General features: G+C 67.4%; 15 protein-coding genes. 8 read left to right on the top strand and 7 right to left on the bottom strand.

The window, feature by feature from the left end; translation table 11 throughout:
* Positions 1-84 precede the first annotated feature (84 nt).
* A complete protein-coding gene (locus tag AC5P6H_RS11680) occupies positions 85-348 on the top strand; it encodes a DUF6959 family protein (protein ID WP_223224455.1) in 264 nt (87 codons plus the stop codon).
* 80 nt (positions 349-428) lie between these two features.
* On the opposite strand, the gene AC5P6H_RS11675 is transcribed toward AC5P6H_RS11680, so the two are convergent.
* Complete coding sequence (locus AC5P6H_RS11675; protein ID WP_495202655.1) at positions 429-1,256, bottom strand: class I SAM-dependent methyltransferase; 828 nt, start codon at positions 1,254-1,256, stop codon at positions 429-431.
* Positions 1,257-1,319: 63 nt separating this feature from the next.
* On the opposite strand from AC5P6H_RS11675, the gene AC5P6H_RS11670 reads away from it, so the two are divergent.
* Positions 1,320-1,727 (top strand): MerR family transcriptional regulator, encoded by a 408-nt coding sequence (locus AC5P6H_RS11670; protein WP_495202654.1) that lies wholly within the window; start codon positions 1,320-1,322, stop codon positions 1,725-1,727.
* A gap of 73 nt (positions 1,728-1,800) precedes the next feature.
* Here the strand turns inward: AC5P6H_RS11670 and AC5P6H_RS11665 are convergent, their stop codons facing one another.
* From AC5P6H_RS11665 to AC5P6H_RS11655, 3 genes are all read right to left on the bottom strand, one after another.
* The gene (locus tag AC5P6H_RS11665) at positions 1,801-2,517 is read right to left on the bottom strand and encodes an MgtC/SapB family protein (RefSeq protein WP_014647448.1); all 717 of its coding nucleotides are present in this window, start codon (positions 2,515-2,517) and stop codon (positions 1,801-1,803) included.
* 101 nt (positions 2,518-2,618) lie between these two features.
* The gene (locus AC5P6H_RS11660; protein ID WP_075077104.1) at positions 2,619-4,391 is read right to left on the bottom strand and encodes a chloride channel protein; all 1,773 of its coding nucleotides are present in this window, start codon (positions 4,389-4,391) and stop codon (positions 2,619-2,621) included.
* 62 nt (positions 4,392-4,453) lie between these two features.
* Positions 4,454-6,535, bottom strand: coding sequence for a TonB-dependent receptor family protein (locus AC5P6H_RS11655; RefSeq protein WP_288495301.1), 2,082 nt, complete (start codon positions 6,533-6,535; stop codon positions 4,454-4,456).
* Between the two features lie 131 nt (positions 6,536-6,666).
* Between AC5P6H_RS11655 and AC5P6H_RS11650 the strand changes: the two genes are divergently transcribed.
* On the top strand, positions 6,667-7,587 hold the full coding sequence (locus AC5P6H_RS11650; protein ID WP_046431082.1) for a M14 family metallopeptidase: 921 nt from the start codon (positions 6,667-6,669) through the stop codon (positions 7,585-7,587).
* Between the two features lie 87 nt (positions 7,588-7,674).
* Here AC5P6H_RS11650 and AC5P6H_RS11645 read toward each other — a convergent pair whose 3' ends face one another.
* A complete protein-coding gene (locus tag AC5P6H_RS11645) occupies positions 7,675-8,526 on the bottom strand; it encodes a LysR family transcriptional regulator (RefSeq protein ID WP_134808994.1) in 852 nt (283 codons plus the stop codon).
* Between the two features lie 162 nt (positions 8,527-8,688).
* Here AC5P6H_RS11645 and AC5P6H_RS11640 point away from each other — a divergent pair, with 162 nt between their 5' ends.
* From AC5P6H_RS11640 to betT, 4 genes are all read left to right on the top strand, one after another.
* Positions 8,689-9,042: an SMR family transporter gene (locus AC5P6H_RS11640; protein WP_010485170.1), complete on the top strand. Its 354-nt coding sequence runs from the start codon at positions 8,689-8,691 to the stop codon at positions 9,040-9,042.
* On the top strand, positions 9,042-9,365 hold the full coding sequence (locus AC5P6H_RS11635; RefSeq protein WP_014647443.1) for a DMT family transporter: 324 nt from the start codon (positions 9,042-9,044) through the stop codon (positions 9,363-9,365). Before AC5P6H_RS11640 ends, AC5P6H_RS11635 begins: the two co-directional genes overlap by 1 nt.
* Before the next feature lie 97 nt (positions 9,366-9,462).
* Positions 9,463-9,843 (top strand): VOC family protein, encoded by a 381-nt coding sequence (locus tag AC5P6H_RS11630; RefSeq protein WP_495202653.1) that lies wholly within the window; start codon positions 9,463-9,465, stop codon positions 9,841-9,843.
* Between the two features lie 183 nt (positions 9,844-10,026).
* Positions 10,027-12,006 carry a choline BCCT transporter BetT gene (betT, locus tag AC5P6H_RS11625; protein WP_069116475.1) on the top strand — a complete coding sequence of 660 codons (1,980 nt, stop codon included), beginning with the start codon at positions 10,027-10,029 and terminating at the stop codon, positions 12,004-12,006.
* Positions 12,007-12,116: 110 nt separating this feature from the next.
* On the opposite strand, the gene AC5P6H_RS11620 is transcribed toward betT, so the two are convergent.
* On the bottom strand, positions 12,117-14,744 hold the full coding sequence (locus tag AC5P6H_RS11620; protein WP_495202652.1) for a TonB-dependent receptor: 2,628 nt from the start codon (positions 14,742-14,744) through the stop codon (positions 12,117-12,119).
* Between the two features lie 201 nt (positions 14,745-14,945).
* On the bottom strand, positions 14,946-15,923 hold the full coding sequence (locus tag AC5P6H_RS11615) for a zinc-binding dehydrogenase (RefSeq protein ID WP_111205559.1): 978 nt from the start codon (positions 15,921-15,923) through the stop codon (positions 14,946-14,948).
* A 433-nt stretch (positions 15,924-16,356) separates the two neighbouring features.
* On the opposite strand from AC5P6H_RS11615, the gene AC5P6H_RS11610 reads away from it, so the two are divergent.
* A complete protein-coding gene (locus tag AC5P6H_RS11610) occupies positions 16,357-18,798 on the top strand; it encodes a ribonucleoside-diphosphate reductase subunit alpha (protein WP_495202651.1) in 2,442 nt (813 codons plus the stop codon).
* Positions 18,799-18,806: the final 8 nt, after the last annotated feature.

The raw sequence follows: 18,806 nt of genomic DNA, 5'->3' as shown, positions 1-18,806 counted from the left end.
ACGTCTCCCCCGTCGTCCACGCCTGCCTGCGGCTCAGGTCTTCAAACGGTGCACGCGATGAATGCCCAATTCCTGCCACTCTCCATGAAGACGGAAGCTACGCTCAGCGTGTACGGCCAGCTCGGCAACCATGCCGTGGTGCGCATCCCGGGCCGGCGCCTGCCCGGCCTGATCCTGCAGGCCGATACCGTGGCAGGGTTCCTGGCCCAACTGCAGGAAGCACAGGCCTGCCTGCGCAGCGGCCGCGCACAGCGCACCGACGCCGAGCTGGACATGCTGATCGACGTGCTGCAGCAGTGGTACGCCTTGATCGAATCGCGCCTGGCCGACGCCGGCGAGGCGCTGTAAAGAAAAAGGGGACGGAGGGGATTAAGTCGTTTCCTGCACACGCGGGGCAAGAACGACTTAATCCCCTCCGTCCCCTTTTCCTACGCGCGGGCGCGGACCAGCCAGCAGGCGGCATCCACGCGTACGCGGTCACCTTCGATGAACGGCGCGAATGCAGCCAGCGCCTGGTGGCGAAGCACGGCGGCACGGGCTTCCGGCATTGAGCGCAGGGCCAGCCCCAACGGGCCCAGCTGGCCGACATAGGTGGGCAGGTCTTCGCGGGCGATCGAGCAGGGCAGGTCTACCGCAACCACCTCCACATCCTTCCAACCGGCGGCCTGCACAAGCCGCTGTGCCCGCCCGCCATCGGCGAAGGCGAACTGTCCCGGCGCGCCGGGTACCCGGCGCGGCAGATCCAGTGCATCGCCGATGGCGCGCTCGGCCGTGGTCATGAATGGATTCTCGTCGGCACTGCGCCAGGCGATGAAGCGCAGCCCAGCGCCGGGTGTCGCGGCACGATGCAGGTTGGCGAACGCGGCCTGGCTGTCCTCGAAGAACATCACGCCCAGCCGCGACTGGATCCAGTCGAAGTGCGCGGACGGCAGAGGATGGCGCTGCGCGTCTGCCACGATGAAGTCCGCGTCCAGTCCCGCAGCCTCGGCGCGCTGGCGGGCCAGCGCCAGCATCGGCGCGGAGATGTCCAGGCCGGTGCTGTGTGTCGCCGGGCGTGCGGCGGCTGATGCCAGCAGGCTGGCACCGGTACCGCAGCCTACATCCAGCAGTTGCGTGACGGTCTCCGGAAGTTCGGCCACCAGCAGGTCGGCCATGGGCTGGAACAGGCCATCGAGAATGGCCTGCTGCGCAACCCAGACCTGGCCGCCAGGACCGTTCCACAGGGCGCTCTGATCAACGGGGGGTGTACGGGTCATGGTCTTGCCTTGCAGGGAAGTCGCCCATAGGTTGGCGCTTGAAGGTCACTTGAGGTCAAGCCCGTGCGTGAACTGGATATCGGCGAAGTGGTCAAGCGCAGTGGCGTGCCGGCCTCGACCCCGCGTTACTACGAACAGCTTGGGCTGCTGCAGGCAGTGGGCCGTCGCGGCCTGCGCCGGCAGTACGACGAGCAGGTGCTGGAGCGGCTGGCACTGGTCGGCCTGGGCCAGGCGGCCGGGCTGTCGCTGCAGCAGATCGGCGCATCGCTGCCGCCGCAGCGCGGATGCCTTACGCTGGATCGTGAGGCCCTGCTGGCGCAGGCTGATGTGCTGCAGCGGCAGATCATCCAGCTGCAACGGGTACGCCGGCACCTGCAACGTGCGGCGGCCTGCCCGCAGGCAGAGGATGCCCGGAAGTGCGGCTCGTTCCGGAAGCTGCTGCGGGCACAGCAGCGCATGGCGGGTGGGTGAGAGAAGCGTATCCACGCATGGCGTGAATCCACTGCAGCACGACCTCGGCAGATCCACGCCCTGCGTGGATGATTCAGTCGCGGGTGCTGACTTCCCACGTGGCATGCAGCACCCCCGGCACGTGCTCCATCCGTGCCAGCACCAGATCCAGCTCGTCGGCACTGACCGCGGTACTGACCAGCACCGCGATCACGTCGGTAGGCGCATCGGCATGCTCGACCACCTGCACATCGCCCACCGGATACTGCGCGGCCTCCAGCGCATCGACCAGTCGCTCGCGCACCCGCGGTACGGCTTCGGCATCCACGCTCAGGCGCACTTCGTAGGTGGCTTCGGTCGCCGCCTCGTTGATCGGGATGCGGTTGATCGCATTCACCAGCGGCCGCAGCAGCGTGTTGCCGGCGATGATCAGCACGGTCAGCAGCACGCCCTCGGCCAGCATGTCCGCGCCGGTGCAGCTGCCGACCGCCGCCGAGCACCACAGGGTGGCGGCGGTGTTCAGGCCGCGCACGTTCATCCCTTCCTTCATGATCACGCCGGCGCCGAGGAAGCCGACACCGGAGACCACGTAGGAGATCACCCGTACCGCCTCGGCGCTGCCGGCGATGCGCATGCCCAGGTCGACGAAGGCGGCGGCGCCCACTGCCACCAGCACGTTGGTGCGCAGGCCGGCGGTGCGTTGCCGGTACTGGCGCTCGGCGCCGATCAGCGTGCCCAGCACGAAGGCGGCCAGCAGGCTGACCACGGTGTCGGCGAAGGGACCGGCCTGGAAGGTCTCAATGAAGCGCATGGCCGGAGTCTACCCGGTCGAGGTGACAGTAGATCCACGCCATGCGCGGATTTCGAAAGTGTCAGAAACGACTTAATCCCCTCCGTCCCCTTTTGGCGGGGTCAGTCGGTGTCGTCGACGCGCTCGCCCATCAGTTCGCGCTGGCGCTTGTCCAGTTCCTCGGCGTAGCGCTTGCGGACGAAGGCTTCAGAGACCACGCCCAGGACCTGGCCGTCGGCGGCGACCACGGCCAGTTCATCGGCCTGGGTCTGGTCGAAGCGCTGCATCACGCTGACCACGTCCGCGGCCGGTGACAGTGACACGTCCCGGTTCTCGGCCAGCTCGCCGATCATGGTCTCCGGCTTCACGCCGTCGCCGTAGACGCGCGGAATCTGCACGATGCCTGCGTAATGGCCTTCGCTGTCGATCAGGATCACCCGGCTGCCCGAACCCAGCGGGAAGCGCTGGCGGAACGTGGCGGCATCGAGATCGGCCGGCGCGGTAGCCACGCCCTTGCGCATCAGCCGGCCGGCGTTGAGGTTCTGCACCCAGCCCACGTCGCGTGCGCTCTTGATGGTCTCGCCGCGCAGGTGCATGCGCCAGGTCGAGAACGAATAACCGAACCACTGCCGTACCAGCGTGCTGGAGACCAGCACCGCACTCATCACCACGCTGGTCAGCAGGAAGTCGTGGGTGCCTTCCAGCACCAGCATGGCCATGGTCATCGGTGCGCCGACCACGGCGGCGGCCAACGCTGCCATGCCAGCCAGCGCGGCGGACGTGGCATCGATCACCGGCACACCAGTGGCCATCGCCAGCAGGCCGGCGAACAGGGCGCCGACCAGGGTGCCCATGAACAACGAGGCGAAGAACAGGCCGCCGCGGAAACCAAACCCGAGCGAGATGCCCGAGGCCAGGCACTTCAGGGTCAGCAGGCCGCCGATCCAGATCAGCGGCAGGTGCGTGGTCAGGTCCAGGTGCAGTGCGCCATGGCCGGACGACAGCACCTGCGGGCTGGCCAGTGCCAGCGGGATCAGCAGCAGGCCGCCGACCACCGGCCGGCCCCACAGCGGCAACGGGCTGCGCTTGACCGTGCCTTCGATCGAGGCGATCAGCCGCATCACCGCGATGCCGACCATCGCGCAGCAGCAGCCAAGCAGGCCGTAGATGGCATAGTCGGCGGCGCGGACATCAATCGTCGAGGCAGCCGGCAGCAGGTAGGGCTCGATGCCGGCCTGGTCGGCCACGAATGCACCTGCCAGCGCGGCCACCGCCACCGGCGCCAGTGCGGCCGGGGTGTAGGCGCCGATGACGATCTCGAAGGCGTAGAACGCGCCGGCCAGTGGCGCCCCGAAGGCGGCCGCGATGGCACCGGCGGCACCGGCGCCGACCAGGATGCGCACGTCGTTGCGGCGCAGGCGCATCACCCGGCCCAGCTGCGAGCCGCTGCCCGCTCCCATCTGCGTATACGAAGCCTCCAGCCCGACCGAGGCGCCGCAGCCATTGGACAGCAGGGTCTGGGTCAGCACGATGAGGTTGTCGCGCATCGACATGCGCCCGCCATGCAGGGCATTGGCTTCGACCGCATCGAGCAGGGGCCGCTTGAGCCGGGTCGCGGCCAGGCTGACCAGGCCGACCAGCAGGCCACCCAGCGGCAGCACCAGCAGTGCGGTCCAGGTCAGCGCGGGCAGGGAGCTCAGGCGCATGCCGTCGTCCAGCCCGTACAGGGTGCCCTGCAGCCAGCGTGCGATGCCGGACTGCAGCAGGGTCAGGTAGCCGGCGATCAGGCCGACCAGCAGGGCAAGCGCGATGAACCACAGGTCGCTGCCGCGCAGGCGCAGGCGCAGGCCCTGGAAGGCCAGATGCAGGCGCGATGGCGAAACAGGCAGTGACATGGTGGCGGCATGATACGCCGCCACCGTGGTCGCCGCCGTCACTGCATCGGGCGGTTACCGCGTCAGAAGCGGTAGCGGCCCTGCACGTAGAAGGTGCGTGGCGCAGCCACCATGCGGCCGGCGTTGCCATCGACGTTGCGGGTGTACCAGCGCTTGTCGGTCAGGTTGTTCACGCCCAGCGCGATCTCGCTGTCGTCCAGCCCCGGCACCTGCCAGGCCACCTGCGCGTTCCACAGGCGCACGCCCGGCACGCGGCCCACGCGCGCGTCAGCGGTTTCTTCCCAGGTGTTGGCGGCATCGGAGAACTGGCCGCTCTGGTGGGTGCTGGAGACATTGAAGGTCCAGCCGGCCAGTGCGTAGCGGGCGCCGACGCTGTCGGTGTCGCGCGAGTAGAAGGGCACGTCCAGGCCGCGGTTGTCACCGGACTGCTGGATCGCCTGGGTCCAGGTGTAGTTGGCGTACAGCTCCAGCCCGGCCAGCTCACTGTCCTGGGCGAAGTGGTACTCCAGCGCGCTCTCCACGCCCTTGTGGTCGGTGGCACCAATGTTCTGGAAGGTCGGCGGGGTGATGCCCGGCACCTGCAGGATCTGGTTGTCGAAGCGCATCTTGAACACGGTCACTTCCGCGCGCAATGCACCGTCCTGCCAGCGCGCGCCCAGTTCGGCGGTCTTTGCCACTTCCGGTTTGAGCGGATTGCTGGCGGTCTGGGAATTCAGCTGGATGTTCTGCACCGGCCCGAACGAGGTGGTGTAGTTGCCGAACACAGTCAGCCGCGGCGTCAGCAGGTAGGCGATGTTGAGCGAGGGCAGGGCCTTGTCGTTGCGGCTGCTGAAGGTCGCCGTGCCACCGGCCTGGCGGCGGTCCATGTCGATCCATTCCATGCGCACGCCCGGGGTGATCCGCCACTGGCCGATCGCGATGCGGTCGTCGATGTAGAACGCATGGGCATCGGTCGCGTTGTCGAAACGGGTGGTGGCACTGGCCACGCCGGTGCGGCGGCTGACGGTGTAGCTGCGGTCGTTGCCCCGTTCGCGCAGGAAGCGGTAGCCGGCGGTGATGTCGTGCACCGTGCTGCCCCAATGCAGGCGCTGGGTATAGCGCGGCTCGATGCCAAGCACGCGGTAATCGCGCGGCTGCACGGTCAACTGGGTATTGGCCGCGTTGATCAGCGAGCTGGCGCGGCTGCTTTCGTTGTAATAGGCCAGCACCTCGAATTCGCTGTTGGCCGACAGCGTGTTGGTGTAGCCCAGGTCGATGCCGGTGCGGTGGCCCTTCCAGAAATCGGTGGAGCGGGTGTTCTGGAACGGGTCGGCCTCGTACTGGGCGCGGGTCAGGCCGCCCGGCGTCAGCGAGCGCACATCGTAGTACGACAGCTTGGCACGCAGTTCCTGCTGCGCGTCGATGGCATAGGCGAACTTCAGCGCCAGGTCGTTGAAGCGGTCATCGCTGCCCTGGCGCCAGCCACGCCCGTCCTGGCCGGAGTACAGCAGGGCCGCGCCCAGGCCGTTGTCGCCGGTGCCGCCGAGGAAAGCGTTGTACTGGGCACTGTCGCCGCCGCCATGGTCATGGGCGGTGTAGCGCACGCCGGCCTCACCGTGCAGGCCTGCCTCGGTGGGAATGGCGCGGGTGCTGAAGTTGATGATGCCGCCCACGTTCTGCGGGCCGTAGCGCACCGCGCCGCCGCCGCGCACCACGTCGATCGATTCGATGTTGGACAGGCTGGTCGGTGCGAACGACAGCTGCGGCTGGCCATACGGCGCTACCGCCAGCGGCACGCCGTCCAGCAGTACGGTCGAGCGTGGCGAGTAGCGCCCGGTCAGGCCGCGCACGCCGATGTTCAGCGAGACCGAGCTGCCGGCCGTACCGGAGTTGTCGGTGACCTGCACGCCGGGGATGCGGCGCATGGCATCGCCGATGCTGGCCGCGCCGCTGGCCTCGATGCGCTGGCGGTCGACCACCGTGCGCGCGCCGGCGAAGCGCTTCACGCTGTCATGCAGGCCGGTACCCAGCCAGCTGCCAGAGACCTGGATGCTGTCGAGCGTGGTAGCGCCGTCCTGGGCGAAGACGCTGGCGGCCGGAAGCAGGCACAGGGTGAGGGCGGCGGCCAGGGGCAGGCGGGCCGGTTGCAGGGCGTGGATGGGCATCGGTGCAGGCTGTGGAAGGTCGTAAATGAGAATTATTGCTGATTCCATTCGCCAATGGAATGCGCGTCGGGTTCATGCCGTTGCCCCGGTGGTAGAGTGGGCGATTGCTTCCTGACTCGCCGAGATCCGCCATGTCCCAAGCCGCCTTCTACCCCGTCGGAACCCCTGGCCAGCCGTGGGGAGCGGCGGAACGGGAGCTGTGGCGTGGTCGCCAGCAGCGCCTGCGTCGCTATGACCAGGAGGTGCTGCCGCGCATCGAAGCGCTGGCCTCGCGTTTCGACAAGGTGGCCTATGGCCAGCTCGACTACGCTGGCGAGACCTATACGTTGTTCGCCCTGCGCAGCCGCGACTGGAACCCGGCGCTGCCCGCCGCGCTGGTTACCGGTGGCGTGCACGGCTATGAGACCAGTGGCGTGATGGGCGCGCTGGAGTTCCTCGAAAAGCACGCCGCCGACTATGCCGGCAAGGCCAATCTGCTGGTGGCGCCGTGCGTGAATCCGTGGGGCTTCGAGCGCATCAACCGCTGGAACTTCGATGCGATCGACCCGAACCGCAACTTCCGCGCCGATGGCCCGGCCCGCGAGTCGACCGCGCTGATCGAGCTGGTTGCACCGATCAAGGGCCAGTTCGTGCTGCACATCGACCTGCACGAGACCACCGACAGTGATGAAAGCGAGTTCCGCCCGGCGCTGGCCGCGCGTGACGGCAAGCCGTTCGAGCCGGGCCTGATTCCGGATGGCTTCTACCTGGTGGATGACAGCGAGGCCCCGCAGCCGGCCTTCCAGCAGGCGGTCATTGCCGCCGTGGAGAAGGTCACCCATATCGCCCCCGCCGACGACAAAGGCGAGATCATCGGTTCGCCGGTGATCGCCCACGGCGTGATCGAGTATCCGCTGGTGAAGCTGGGCCTGTGCGCCGGCATTACCGGCGCGAAGTACACCACCACCACCGAGGTCTACCCGGACAGCCCGCGGGCCACCCCGCAGCAGTGCAACGACGCACAGGTGGCAGCGGTGTGCGCGGCACTGGATTACGCGCTCGCCCATCGCTGACAGATAAAAAGGGGACGGAGGGGATTAAGTCGTTTGTGCCCCGGCGGTACTGGGGCACAAACGACTTAATCCCCTCCGTCCCCTTTTTCACCCCAACGCGTCGGCCCACCACAGTGCGGCTGGGCCTGGCGGCGTGTCGCGTCGCCACAGCAGGTCGCTGTGGATGCGCCGCGGCCAGCCCGGCAGCACCAGTTCCACCAGCCGCCCACGGTCATAGCGCTGCACCAGCGCCCGCGGCAGTTCGGCCCAGCCGATGCCGTCCTCGGCCATCTCCATCACCATCAGGTAATCGGTGGCGGTCCACGCGAGGCCGGTGACCAAGCGGGTCTGATCGACTTCCGCGCTCAGGCGCACCTGCCGATGCCGTGCCAGTTGTGCGGCGGCGCGACGCCCGGCGCTGGCCAGCGGGTGTCCGCGCGCCACGTACACCGACAGTTCGCTGTGGTGCGCCAGCGGCCGCGCCACCAGCCCATCGGGATAACGCTCCTGCCTGGGCAGCAGGCCCAGCCCGGCGCGACCACTGCCGACCAGCTCCAGCACGTCCTCGCCTTCGGCATCCAGCCACTCCAGCTCGATCTCCGGGAACGCTTCGGCGAAGCGCTGCAGGATCCGCTGCTCCGGATCCAGCTGGTAGACATCGGAAAACACCACGGTCAGGCGCGGCTCGACCGGCGCGGACAGGCGCACGCTCAACTGCTGCAGGCGCGCATCGGCGGCCAGGATCTCCTGTGCGTGGCCCAGCACCTGGCGCCCGGCCTCGGTCAGCCGCGGGTAGCGCCCGCGGCGGTCGAACAGGCTCACGCCGAGGTCGGCTTCCAGGTGGGCAATGGCGGTGCTGACCGTCGACTGGGTCTTGCCCAGCCGCCGTGCCGCGGCCGAGAACGAGCCCAGCGCGGCGGCTTCCACGAAGGCCTGTAGGGATTCAGGGGAATAGGGCATTGATCCATCGCTCCTGTCGATGGAATCCATTTTGATACCACCGTAAAAGGCGATGATACTAACCCCCGTCGCCCCTGTCTGCGAGGGGCGTTCCGGACCCTCCACGCGCGGCGTGGATCCATTGATGAGGCGGCGCGGTCCCCGTCCTGCAAGGAGTTTCACATGTCCCGTACTGTTCCCGCCCGTGGCGCGCTGGTCGCCTGGGCCTGCCTGACCGTGGCGATCGTCGCCGAAGTGGTCGGCACCTCGTTCATGGCCCACGCCGCCCGCGATGGCGGCTGGACCGGTTATCTGATCATGGCCGGTGCGCTGGCGCTGTCCTACTTCTTCCTGGCGCAGTCGGTGCGTCGCATCGCGGTGGGCGTGGCCTACGCGGTGTGGGAAGGCCTGGGCCTGACCCTGCTGACCGTGGTCGGCCTCACCGTGTTCGGCGAGAGCCTGTCACTGCAGCAGCTGGCCGGCCTGGTGCTGGCGGTGGTGGGCATCGTCTGCGTCACCCTCGGGGAGGCACACTGATGAATACCTTGGCTCTGTTTTTCGTGATCTGTTCGGCGCTGATCGATGTCGCCGCGAACATGATGGTGGCCAAGTCGGAAGGCTTCCGCCGCTGGCGCTGGGGTGTCGCTGCGATCGTCATGGTCTGGATCGCCTTCGCCCTGCTGGGCCAGGCGGTGCGTTACATGGACCTGGCCACCGCCTATGCGATGTGGGGTGCGATCGGCGTGATCGGAACCGCCACCTGCGGACGCCTGTTGTTCGGCAACCGCCTGCGTCCGATCGGTTGGATCGGCATCGGTCTGGTCACTGCGGCGGTGCTGCTGCTCAGCACCGCCAAGTAGCAACGGGTCTTTTCGCGGGCGTGGCGGCACCGGTGCGGGCGATTTGCGAAGTCGCCCGCGCTCGCCGACACTGCGGCTTTCCACAAGGAGTGCCCGCATGTTCAGCCACATCACCGTTGGAACGAACGACATGGACGTCGCGCATCGCTTCTACGATGCCCTGTTCGCCGCGATGGGGGCACGTCCGGGTGTGTTCGACGAAAAGGGTCGGCTGCTGTACTTCAAGGATGGGCGGATGTTCGGCGTGACCGCGCCGATCAATGGGCAGCCAGCGTGCCATGCCAACGGCGGCACCATCGGTTTCAGTCTGGGCAGTGCAGAGGCCGTGCGTGCCTGGCAGGAAGCTGGCGTGGCTCACGGTGGTACCGCAATCGAAGATCCGCCCGGCGTCCGCAACATGTCCGGTCGGCAGGTGTTTCTGGCCTATCTGCGTGACCCGGATGGCAACAAGCTGTGTGCGGTGCATGTAATGTCGTGATCGGACAGGATGCGCGTGGCCGCGCCGCGGCCCGCGCGGGCAAAGTTGCGCTCCGGCGCGCGCGTGATAACACGGAATGGTGGGCCGGGCCTGTGACCACAGGCCGCAACTTCATGCTCTGTCCACTGCGGTTCAGCCAGAATCGGTCGGCTAACCCTTTGATCTACCGGAGAACGCCGCCCCATGGATGTACTGGAGCCGCAACAATCCCCGGTGCGCACCCTTCGGCCTGTGTTCGCCTTCGCGGCGATCGTTGTCGTGGCGTTCGCGCTGTTCGTCAGCCTGTTTCCGCTCGGTGCGGGCCGCCTGCTGGTCAAGGCGCAGGACTGGGCCGCACTCAATGTCGGCTGGTACTACCTGCTGGCGATGACCCTGTACCTGGTGTTCGTGGTCGGTGTGGCGCTGTCCAAGTATGGTGGCATCAAGCTCGGCGCCGACCATGATGAGCCGGAGTTCAGCTATCTTTCCTGGGCCGGCATGCTGTTCGCCGCCGGCATCAGCATCACCCTGTTCTTCTTCTGCGTCTCCGAGCCGCTGACCCACTACCTGCAGCCGCCGCAGGGCGAACCGGCCGCAGGCGAGGCCGGGGCGCGCCAGGCCATGCAGCTGCTCTTCCTGCACTGGGGCCTGCATGGCTGGGGCGTGTTCGCACTCGCAGCGATGGCGATGGCCTACTTCGCCTATCGCCACAACCTGCCGCTGGCGCTGCGCTCGGCGCTGTATCCGCTGATCGGCAAGCGCATCAACGGGCCGATCGGCTACACCGTGGACGCGCTGGGCATTGTCGCCACCGTATTCGGCATCGGTGCCGACATGGGCTTCGGCGTGCTGCACCTCAACGCGGGCCTGTCGCACCTGTTCAACATCCCGCACTCCAACCTGGTGCAGATCATCCTGGTGGTCAGCATGATGGGCGCGGCGGTGGCCGTCGCGGTTTCAGGCGTGGAGAAGGGCGTGCGCTGGATGGCCAACATCAACATGCTGCTGGCGATCGCGCTGGTGCTGTTCATGCTGTGCGCCGGCCCCACCCAGTACCTGCTGAGTACGCTGATGCAGAACCTGGGCGACTACCTGGGCAGCGTGGTCGGCAAGAGTTTCGATGTGTACGCCTATGGCGGCCGGCCGGAATGGCTGGGCGGTTGGACGGTGTTCTACTGGGCCTGGTGGATCGGCTGGGCGCCGTTCGTCGGCCTGTTCATCGCGCGCATCTCGCGTGGCCGCACCATCCGCGAATTCGTGTTCGGCGTGCTGCTGATCCCGCTGGGCTTCACCCTGGCCTGGCTGTCGATCTTCGGCAACAGCGCGCTGGACCAGGTGCTGCACCACGGCCAGCACCAGCTGGCGCAGCTGGCGGTGGATGACCCACCGACCGTGCTGTATGCACTGTTGGATGGCTACCCGTGGAGCCGCACGGTGATCGCGGTGACCGTGCTGGTCAGCTTCATCTTCTTCGTGACGTCGGCTGATTCGGGGGCGGTGGTGTTGTCCACGCTGTCCTCGCACGGCGGCGCGCCGGAGGATGATGGTCCTCGCTGGCTGCGCGTGTTCTGGGGCACGGTGATCGCGGTGCTGACCGCCGGGCTGCTGCTGGCCGGCAGCATCGATGCACTGAAATCGGCGGTGGTATTGGCCTCGCTGCCGTTCTCGGCGGTGCTGCTGCTGATGATGTGGGGCCTGACCCGCGCCTTCAGTGACGAATCGCACCGCAAGCGCGCGCTGCAGTACCGGCCCTCGCCGCTGATCGGTGACGATCGCCACCATCAGGGCTGGCGCCAGCGCCTGAGCCAGGCCATGCACTTCCCGGTGCGCGACCAGGTCTACCGCTTCATGGATGACACGGTGAAGCCGGCGATGGAAGCGGTGGCCGAACAGCTGCGCGGGCAGGGCTGGGACGTGGCCACGCGCTTCGAGGCCGGCGACATGGAGCTGACGGTGAACCATGGCGAGCAGCAGGATTTCCTGTACCGGGTGATCCTGAGTGGCTACCTGACCCCGTCGTTCGCCGCGCAGCAGCTGCGCAACCAGCGCTACTACCGCGCGGAAGTGCATCTGTTCGAAGGCAGCCAGGACTACGACCTGGTCGGCTACAGCCGCAAGCAGATCATCAACGACATCATCAGCCAGTACGAACGGCACCTGCAGTTCCTGCACCTGAGCCGGTGATGCGGTGGGTGCGGACCGTTGGTCCGCACACCCCAGCAGAGCCGAGCCCATGCTCGGCTTCCTGTTGCCGAAGAGCAGCCGAGCACGGGCTCGGCTCTACAGGTGGCGCATCAGAACCGGTAGCGCGCGCCCAGCGAAACGAACTGCCCGCGCAGGTTGTACTGGCTGATGTCGAAACCGTTGGAGCCGCCGGCCGGGTCGAACGGCGGGTCCTTGTCGGTCAGGTTCAGCACCGACAGCGACAGCGTGGTGTTGGGAATGCCTTCGTAGGCCACGTACAGATCCAGCTGCTGATACGGCTTGACGCGGTCGCGCAGGCCCGGATTGCTGGTGGCCGTCGCCACGCGCTGGTCGTAGCCGCTCACGTACTGCAGGCTCAACGTGCTGCTCCAGTCGCCCACCGCCCAGTTCAGCGACGTGGTGCCGCGGGTGCGCGGCAGGGCGCCGTGGCGGTTGTTGCCGGCCCCGTCATAGGGCGCCTGGCCGGCCACCAGCGGCTGCTTGAAGCTCAGCAGGTGGGTCCAGCTGCCGGCCACGGTGAAGGTGCCCCAGCCCTCGGTGCGGAAGGTGCGGTTGGCGTCCAGGTCCAGCCCGGAGGTGGTCAGTTCGCCCTGGTTGGCGTACTGGTTGGTGATGAACTGGATGCGCCCCTGCGCATCACGCTGTACACGGCCGGGGAACAGCGTCGGGTTGTCGACGATGAACTGCGCGCTGTCCGGCTTGACCAGGTTGTCCTGCTCAATGCGGTACCAGTCCAGGCCGATGCTGGTATCGCCATCCGGTGACCACACCGCGCCCACGTTGAAGTTGCGCGAGCGTTCGGCCTTCAGGTCCGGGTTGCCGGTGCGGATGTTGGTCACGCCACGGCTGCCACCGGGCTGCAGCGGATCCAGCGGATCGATCACCGAGCCGTAGCTGACGGTCTGGCCTGGCGCGATTTCCGGCAGCGAGGGGGCGCGGAAGCCGCGCGAGAACGAACCGCGCAGCAGCAGGCTGTCCAACGGCTGCCAGCGCAGCGCCAGCTTCGGCGAGAACGCCTTGCCGAAATCATCGTAGTGGTCGCCGCGACCAGCCACCTGCAGCTCAAGCGTGCGGTGCAGCGGCACGCTCAATTCGGCGTAGGCGGCGCTGACCTGGCGCTCGCCGTTGACCACGTTGATGGCCGGGCGCAGTTCGGTGCCCGACAGCACCTGTGCGCTGGTGCGCGCATCCAGTGACTCCTTGCGGAACTCGGCACCCCAGGCGAAGCCGACCGCACCGGCCGGGAGGTCCCACAGCGAGGTCGAGGCCTTGACGTTCAACGCGTGCAGCTTGTACCAGCCTGGCCGCTTGGTCTGCAGGCGCAGTGCATCCAACGCGCCCGGCGTGCTGGACGGATTAAGGAAGTTGTAGCTGCCATCGCGCAGGATCTGTTCGAACGCGTAGCGGTTGACGAAATTGTCGACGTACTCGCGCTGCGCGCTCTGCGAGGTCAGCGCCGCCGCTTCCCAGTCCCAGCGCTCGCCACTGCCACGCACGCCGGCCAGGGCACGGTAGAACACCTGGGTGTTGTCCTTCAGGCGCGGGCCGAGGTCGAAGAAGGTGTACTCGAACGGCAGCGGCGTGCTGCCCGGGTTGTTCGGGTGGCCCACCGGCAGCACCGCCGGCACGTCGATAAGCGTGCCGGTGGCCGGGTTGTAGGCACGCAGGCCAGGGCCCACGGTGAGCGGCGCGCTGAAGATCTGGTCGGCCTTGTTGTGGCTGTACAGCACATCGGCGAAGGCTTCGACGCTGTCGTTGAAGCGGTAGGTCGCGCTCAACGACGCCTGCAGGCGCTCGGCGCCGGGCTGCAGGGTCTTGAACGGCTGCGTGTTGAAGGCGCAGGCCTGGCCGGGCAGGGTGCTGCCGAAATCGCTGTAGGGGCGCAGCTGGCTGCCCTCGGGGCAACTGGCGAACGGTTGCGGCGCGCGCGGGTTGGACAGCCAGTTGCCACCGGCAGTGGACCAGCCGGCCAGGCGGCCGCCGGGCCTGTCGCGGAAATCGCCGCTGCGGGTAAAGGCGCGCTGGTCTGCATCGAGCCGATCGCGCTTGAGCAGGTCCAGCCCGAACAGCACGTTCCAGCCCTGCTGTTCGAGGTCACCGAAGCCGGCCAGCAGGTTGGCCTTGCGTTCGTCCAGGCCGCCCTGGGTGGCGGTACCGAAGCCGCCGCCGACTTCCACGCCCTGGAAGTTCTTTCGCAGGATGATGTTGATGACGCCGGCGATGGCATCGGAACCGTACACCGCCGAGGCGCCATCCTTCAGCACTTCGATGCGTTCCACCGCGCTGATCGGCAGCGCGTTGAGGTCGACGAAGGTGTCCTGCGTGTTGAGCGCGAAGCCGAAGTTGGACACGCGATAGCCGTTGACCAGCACCAGCGTGTTCTTCGGCGACAGGCCGCGCAGGCCGATCGATGCAGAACCGGCGGCGAAGCTGCCGGTGTACTGCTCGTCGAAACTGTTGCCGGCATTGGCCGACAGGTTGCGCAGCACGTCGGTGAGGGTGGAGCGACCGGTCTGCTCGATCTGTTCGCGGCTGACGATCTGCACCGGGTTCGGCCCGGCGGTGTCGCTGCGCTTGATGTTGGAGCCGGTCACCAGCACGGTGCCCAGGGTGGTGCTGTCCTTGCCGGCATCGGCGGTTTCAGCGGCGCCGGCAGCGCCGGCGGTGAGGCCCAGCGCGATCGCGCCGGCAAGCAGGTTCAGGGTGGTGCGGTACATGGAAGCGACAACGCCGAACGGGGGAGGAGCCGTCAGTACCGCATGCAGGCAAGTACGCCTTCCAATGACGAAAGCGCATTCAGTTATACATCACAGGTTCTTAACGAACCGACTCGGTGGGTGCGGACCGTTGGTCCGCACTCCTCCTGGGGGTCAGATCCCTTTCCAGCGGAAAGGGATCTGACCCCGGTTGTCCTACCCTCAAGGCCGCAGCAGCACCTTGCCATTGCGGCCCGAACCGGCGCCCGCCTTCGCCGCCTGGGCGATGTCGTCCAGTGCGAAGATCTTCTCCACCGGCAGGGTCAGTTCGCCGCCGGCCGCACGCTTCAGCAGCTCGCCGACCAGCCGGCGCTTGTCCTCCACCGCCATCGCCTGGCTGACTTTGCTGCCCCAGAAGCCCTTCACCGTGGCCTCCTTGTAGATCAGGCCACCGGCGGGAATGCGCATCGGCTCGCCGCTCATCACCCCGAACGACACCAGGGTGCCGTGGTGGCCGAGCAGGTCGACCAGGTCACCGCTGGCGTCGCCGCCGATGGAATCCACTGCGGCCGCGGCCTGTGCTTCGCCGGTCGCTTCACGCACGCGATCCTTCCAACCCTCCACCGAGGTGTCGAACACATGATCGATACCCAGCGCCTGCAACTGCGCGACGGCATCGGCATTGCGCACCAGGTTGGCCACATGCACGCCACGCGCCCGCGCCAGCATCGCCAGCGACTTGCCCACCGCGCCATTGGCGGTGTTCTGCACGATCCACTGGCCTGCTTCGACGTGCAGGAATTCCAGCAGCATCAGCGCGCTCAGCGGCATGGCGATCAACTGCGCGGCCATTTCGTCGGGGATCGCCTCGGGCATCGGAATCACCATGCGTGCCGGTGCAATGAACGCTTCGGCCCAGGTGCCATGCACCGAGGCGGCGGCCACCCGCTGGCCGATCTGCAGGCCGTCGACGCCTTCGCCGAGTGCATCGACCACGCCCAATGCTTCACTGCCACCGATCGCCGGCAGTGTCGGCTTGTAGCCGTAGAGGCCGCGCACGGTCAGCAGGTCGTGATTGTGGATCGAGGCCAGCACGGTGCGGATGCGCACCTCGCCGGGGCCGGGCTCGGGGAGGGTGGCATCGGCAATGGCGAGGACGTCGGCCGGGTTGCCGAAGGAAGGGTACTGGGCAGCGCGCATGGGCGGTGTTCCGCGGAAAGTTGATGTTGTACCGAACTGGGGACGCAGGCGCTGTCGACAAGGCGCCGCAGGTGCAACACGGCATCCTGCGACTGATCGTCGCGGCATGTCGTGATTGCCGCATCTTGTGTTGACGGTTCCGATTATCCCCACTATGTTGTGGTCGTCACTCCCGGTCAGCCGCCGCCGCCGGACACGCAGCAAACGTCCCGCGGCCCGCCCCTGAGGGCTTGCCGTGTCGACGCGGCCGCCATCGTGCGGACCCAGATCGCCCCCACGGCCCGGATACCGGCCGCAGGCGCAGGCTGTTGCCGACGATCTGGTGTTCCCGCGCTTTGGCATCCCACCCCGACCGCCCCGTGCGCCGGTATCGCGTGCAGGGCCGCCATGGCATCGACCGCCAACGCGCGTGCGAGCCTGGAGCTTCACCACCATGACCGACAGTACCTTCCGCGTGGCCGATCTGGCCGGCGCTGGCGACGCCTTGCGCGCCGGTGGCGAGCGCGTGCCGACCTGGGTCACCAAGGAGGCCGGCAACCGCCGCCTGCCATTCGACGCCGAGCGCCTGCAGCGCAGCATCGATGCGGTGCACGCCGAGTTCCCGCAGCTGGATGTGAGCGACTACCGCCGCGTGGTGCAGGCAATGGTCGAGCGCAAGCCCAGCATCAGCGCCGATGACCTGGTCGATCTGCTGATCCGCGAGGCCGAATCGCGCGTGGACCTCGTCGCGCCGGAGTGGGAGCAGTTTGCCGCGCGCATCTACCTGCGCCGCCTGTACAAGCGTGCCAGCCGCAACCGCTTCTACGATGTCGGCCTGAAGTACGGCTCCTACGTGGGCCTGCAGGAAAGCCTGGCTGACCGCGGCATCTACAGCAACGACATCCTGCGCTGCTACTCGAAGGAAGAACTGCAGCAGGCCGGCGGGATGATCGACCCGGAACGCGACCGCCTGTTCGCCTACAACGGCCTGTACCTGCTGGCCACGCGCTATCTGGCCAGCGACCGCAGCCGCGAGGTCTATGAGCTGCCGCAGGAGCGTTGGCTGACCATCGCGCTGTACCTCATGCAGGAAGAAAAGCCGCGCGAGCGGCGCATGCAGCTGGTCGGCGAGGCGTACTGGGCGCTGTCCAACCTGTACATGACGGTGGCCACGCCGACCCTGGCCAACGCCGGCAAGGTCGGGGGGCAACTGTCCAGCTGCTTCATCGACACGGTGGACGACAGCCTGCAGGGCATCTATGACTCCAATACCGACATCGCCCGCGTGTCCAAGCACGGCGGCGGCGTGGGTGCCTATCTGGGCTATGTGCGCAGCAGCGGCGCGCCGATACGGGGCGTGCCCAATTCCTCCGGCGGCGTGGTGCCGTGGATCAAGCAGCTCAACAACACCGCAGTGTCGGTCGACCAGCTTGGCCAGCGCAAGGGCGCGGTGGCGGTGTACCTGGACATCTGGCACCGCGACATCGAAGCCTTCATGGACCTGCGCCTCAACAACGGCGACCAGCGCCTGCGCGCGCATGATGTGTTCACCTCGGTGTGCGTGCCGGACCTGTTCATGGAAGCAGTCGAACGCCGTGCCGACTGGTACCTGTTCGACCCGCACGAGGTGAAGCAGGCCAAGGGCTGGTACCTGCAGGACTTCTACGACGAGAAGCGCGGCGCGGGCAGCTTCCGCGACCGCTACGCCGAACTGGTGGCCGACGAGCGCATCAGCCGGCGCACGGTGAAGGCGATCGATCTGTTCAAGCGCATCATGCTCAGCCAGCTGGAGACCGGCAACCCGTTCCTGTTCTACCGCGACGAGGTCAACCGCCGTAACCCGAACAAGCACGCCGGCATGATCTATTCCAGCAACCTGTGCACCGAGATCCTGCAGAACATGAGCCCGACGCGGATGATCCAGGAGATCGTCAGCGGCGACCAGATCGTCACCACACGCCGCGCCGGCGACTTCGTGGTCTGCAACTTGTCTTCGATCAACCTCGGCCGCGCGATCCATGCGCCGGATGACCTGCTGGCCACCGATGTGCTGGAGCGCCTGATCCCGATCCAGGTGCGCATGCTGGACAACGTGATCGACCTCAACGCACTGCCGGTGCCGCAGGCCACGATCACCAACCGCAAGTACCGCGCCATCGGACTGGGCACGTTCGGTTGGCACCACCTGCTGGCGCAGCAGGCGATCCAGTGGGATTCACCGGATGCCGAACAACTGGCCGACCGCCTGTATGAGCGCATCAATTTCCTGACCATCCAGGCCAGCGCGCAACTGGCGAAGGAAAAGGGCAGCTATCCGATGTTCACCGGCAGCGATTGGCACAACGGGCGTTACTTCCGTGACCGCGACTACACTGGCGCCGCATGGGACAGCCTGGCGCGCGAGGTCGCCACGCACGGCCTGACCGTGACCCGCGTGCCGGACGCATTGCCCGATGATCGGCTGAAGATCACCGGCGTGGATCATCTGGCGCAGGAGGATGGGCGCCGCCTGGCCTGGTCGGGCAAGGGCGAGGCCGTTGCTGCACTGCACTCGCACACGGCGCTGGACCTGCAGCGCGAATCCAACGGTGACCTGATGCTGCTGACCACGCTGCGCGTGGACGCTGCGCCGGAGGGTGAGGCATGGCTGTCGGTCGGTTGCGGCGTGGGCTGCTCGGCACGCATCGCCATCGGGCCGTCGCTGGCGGCGCTTCCACAAGGCCAGTGGAAGCGCGTTGGCGTGCCGCTGAAGTGCCTGGCCAAGGCGGGTGCAAAGCTGGACGCGATCGACCGACCGTGGTCGGTGGTGACGGCCGATGCGATGACGATCTCCGTGTCACGCGTCGCGCTGGGCGCACTGAACGAAGCCGAGGTCGCCCTTGGATGCGGCGCATGATTGCTGCC

This window comes from Stenotrophomonas sp. YJH_SMC_110 (assembly GCF_059369255.1).
The sequence above is the reverse complement of the archived record's forward strand: the minus strand, read 5'-3'. Positions and strand labels throughout refer to the sequence as shown.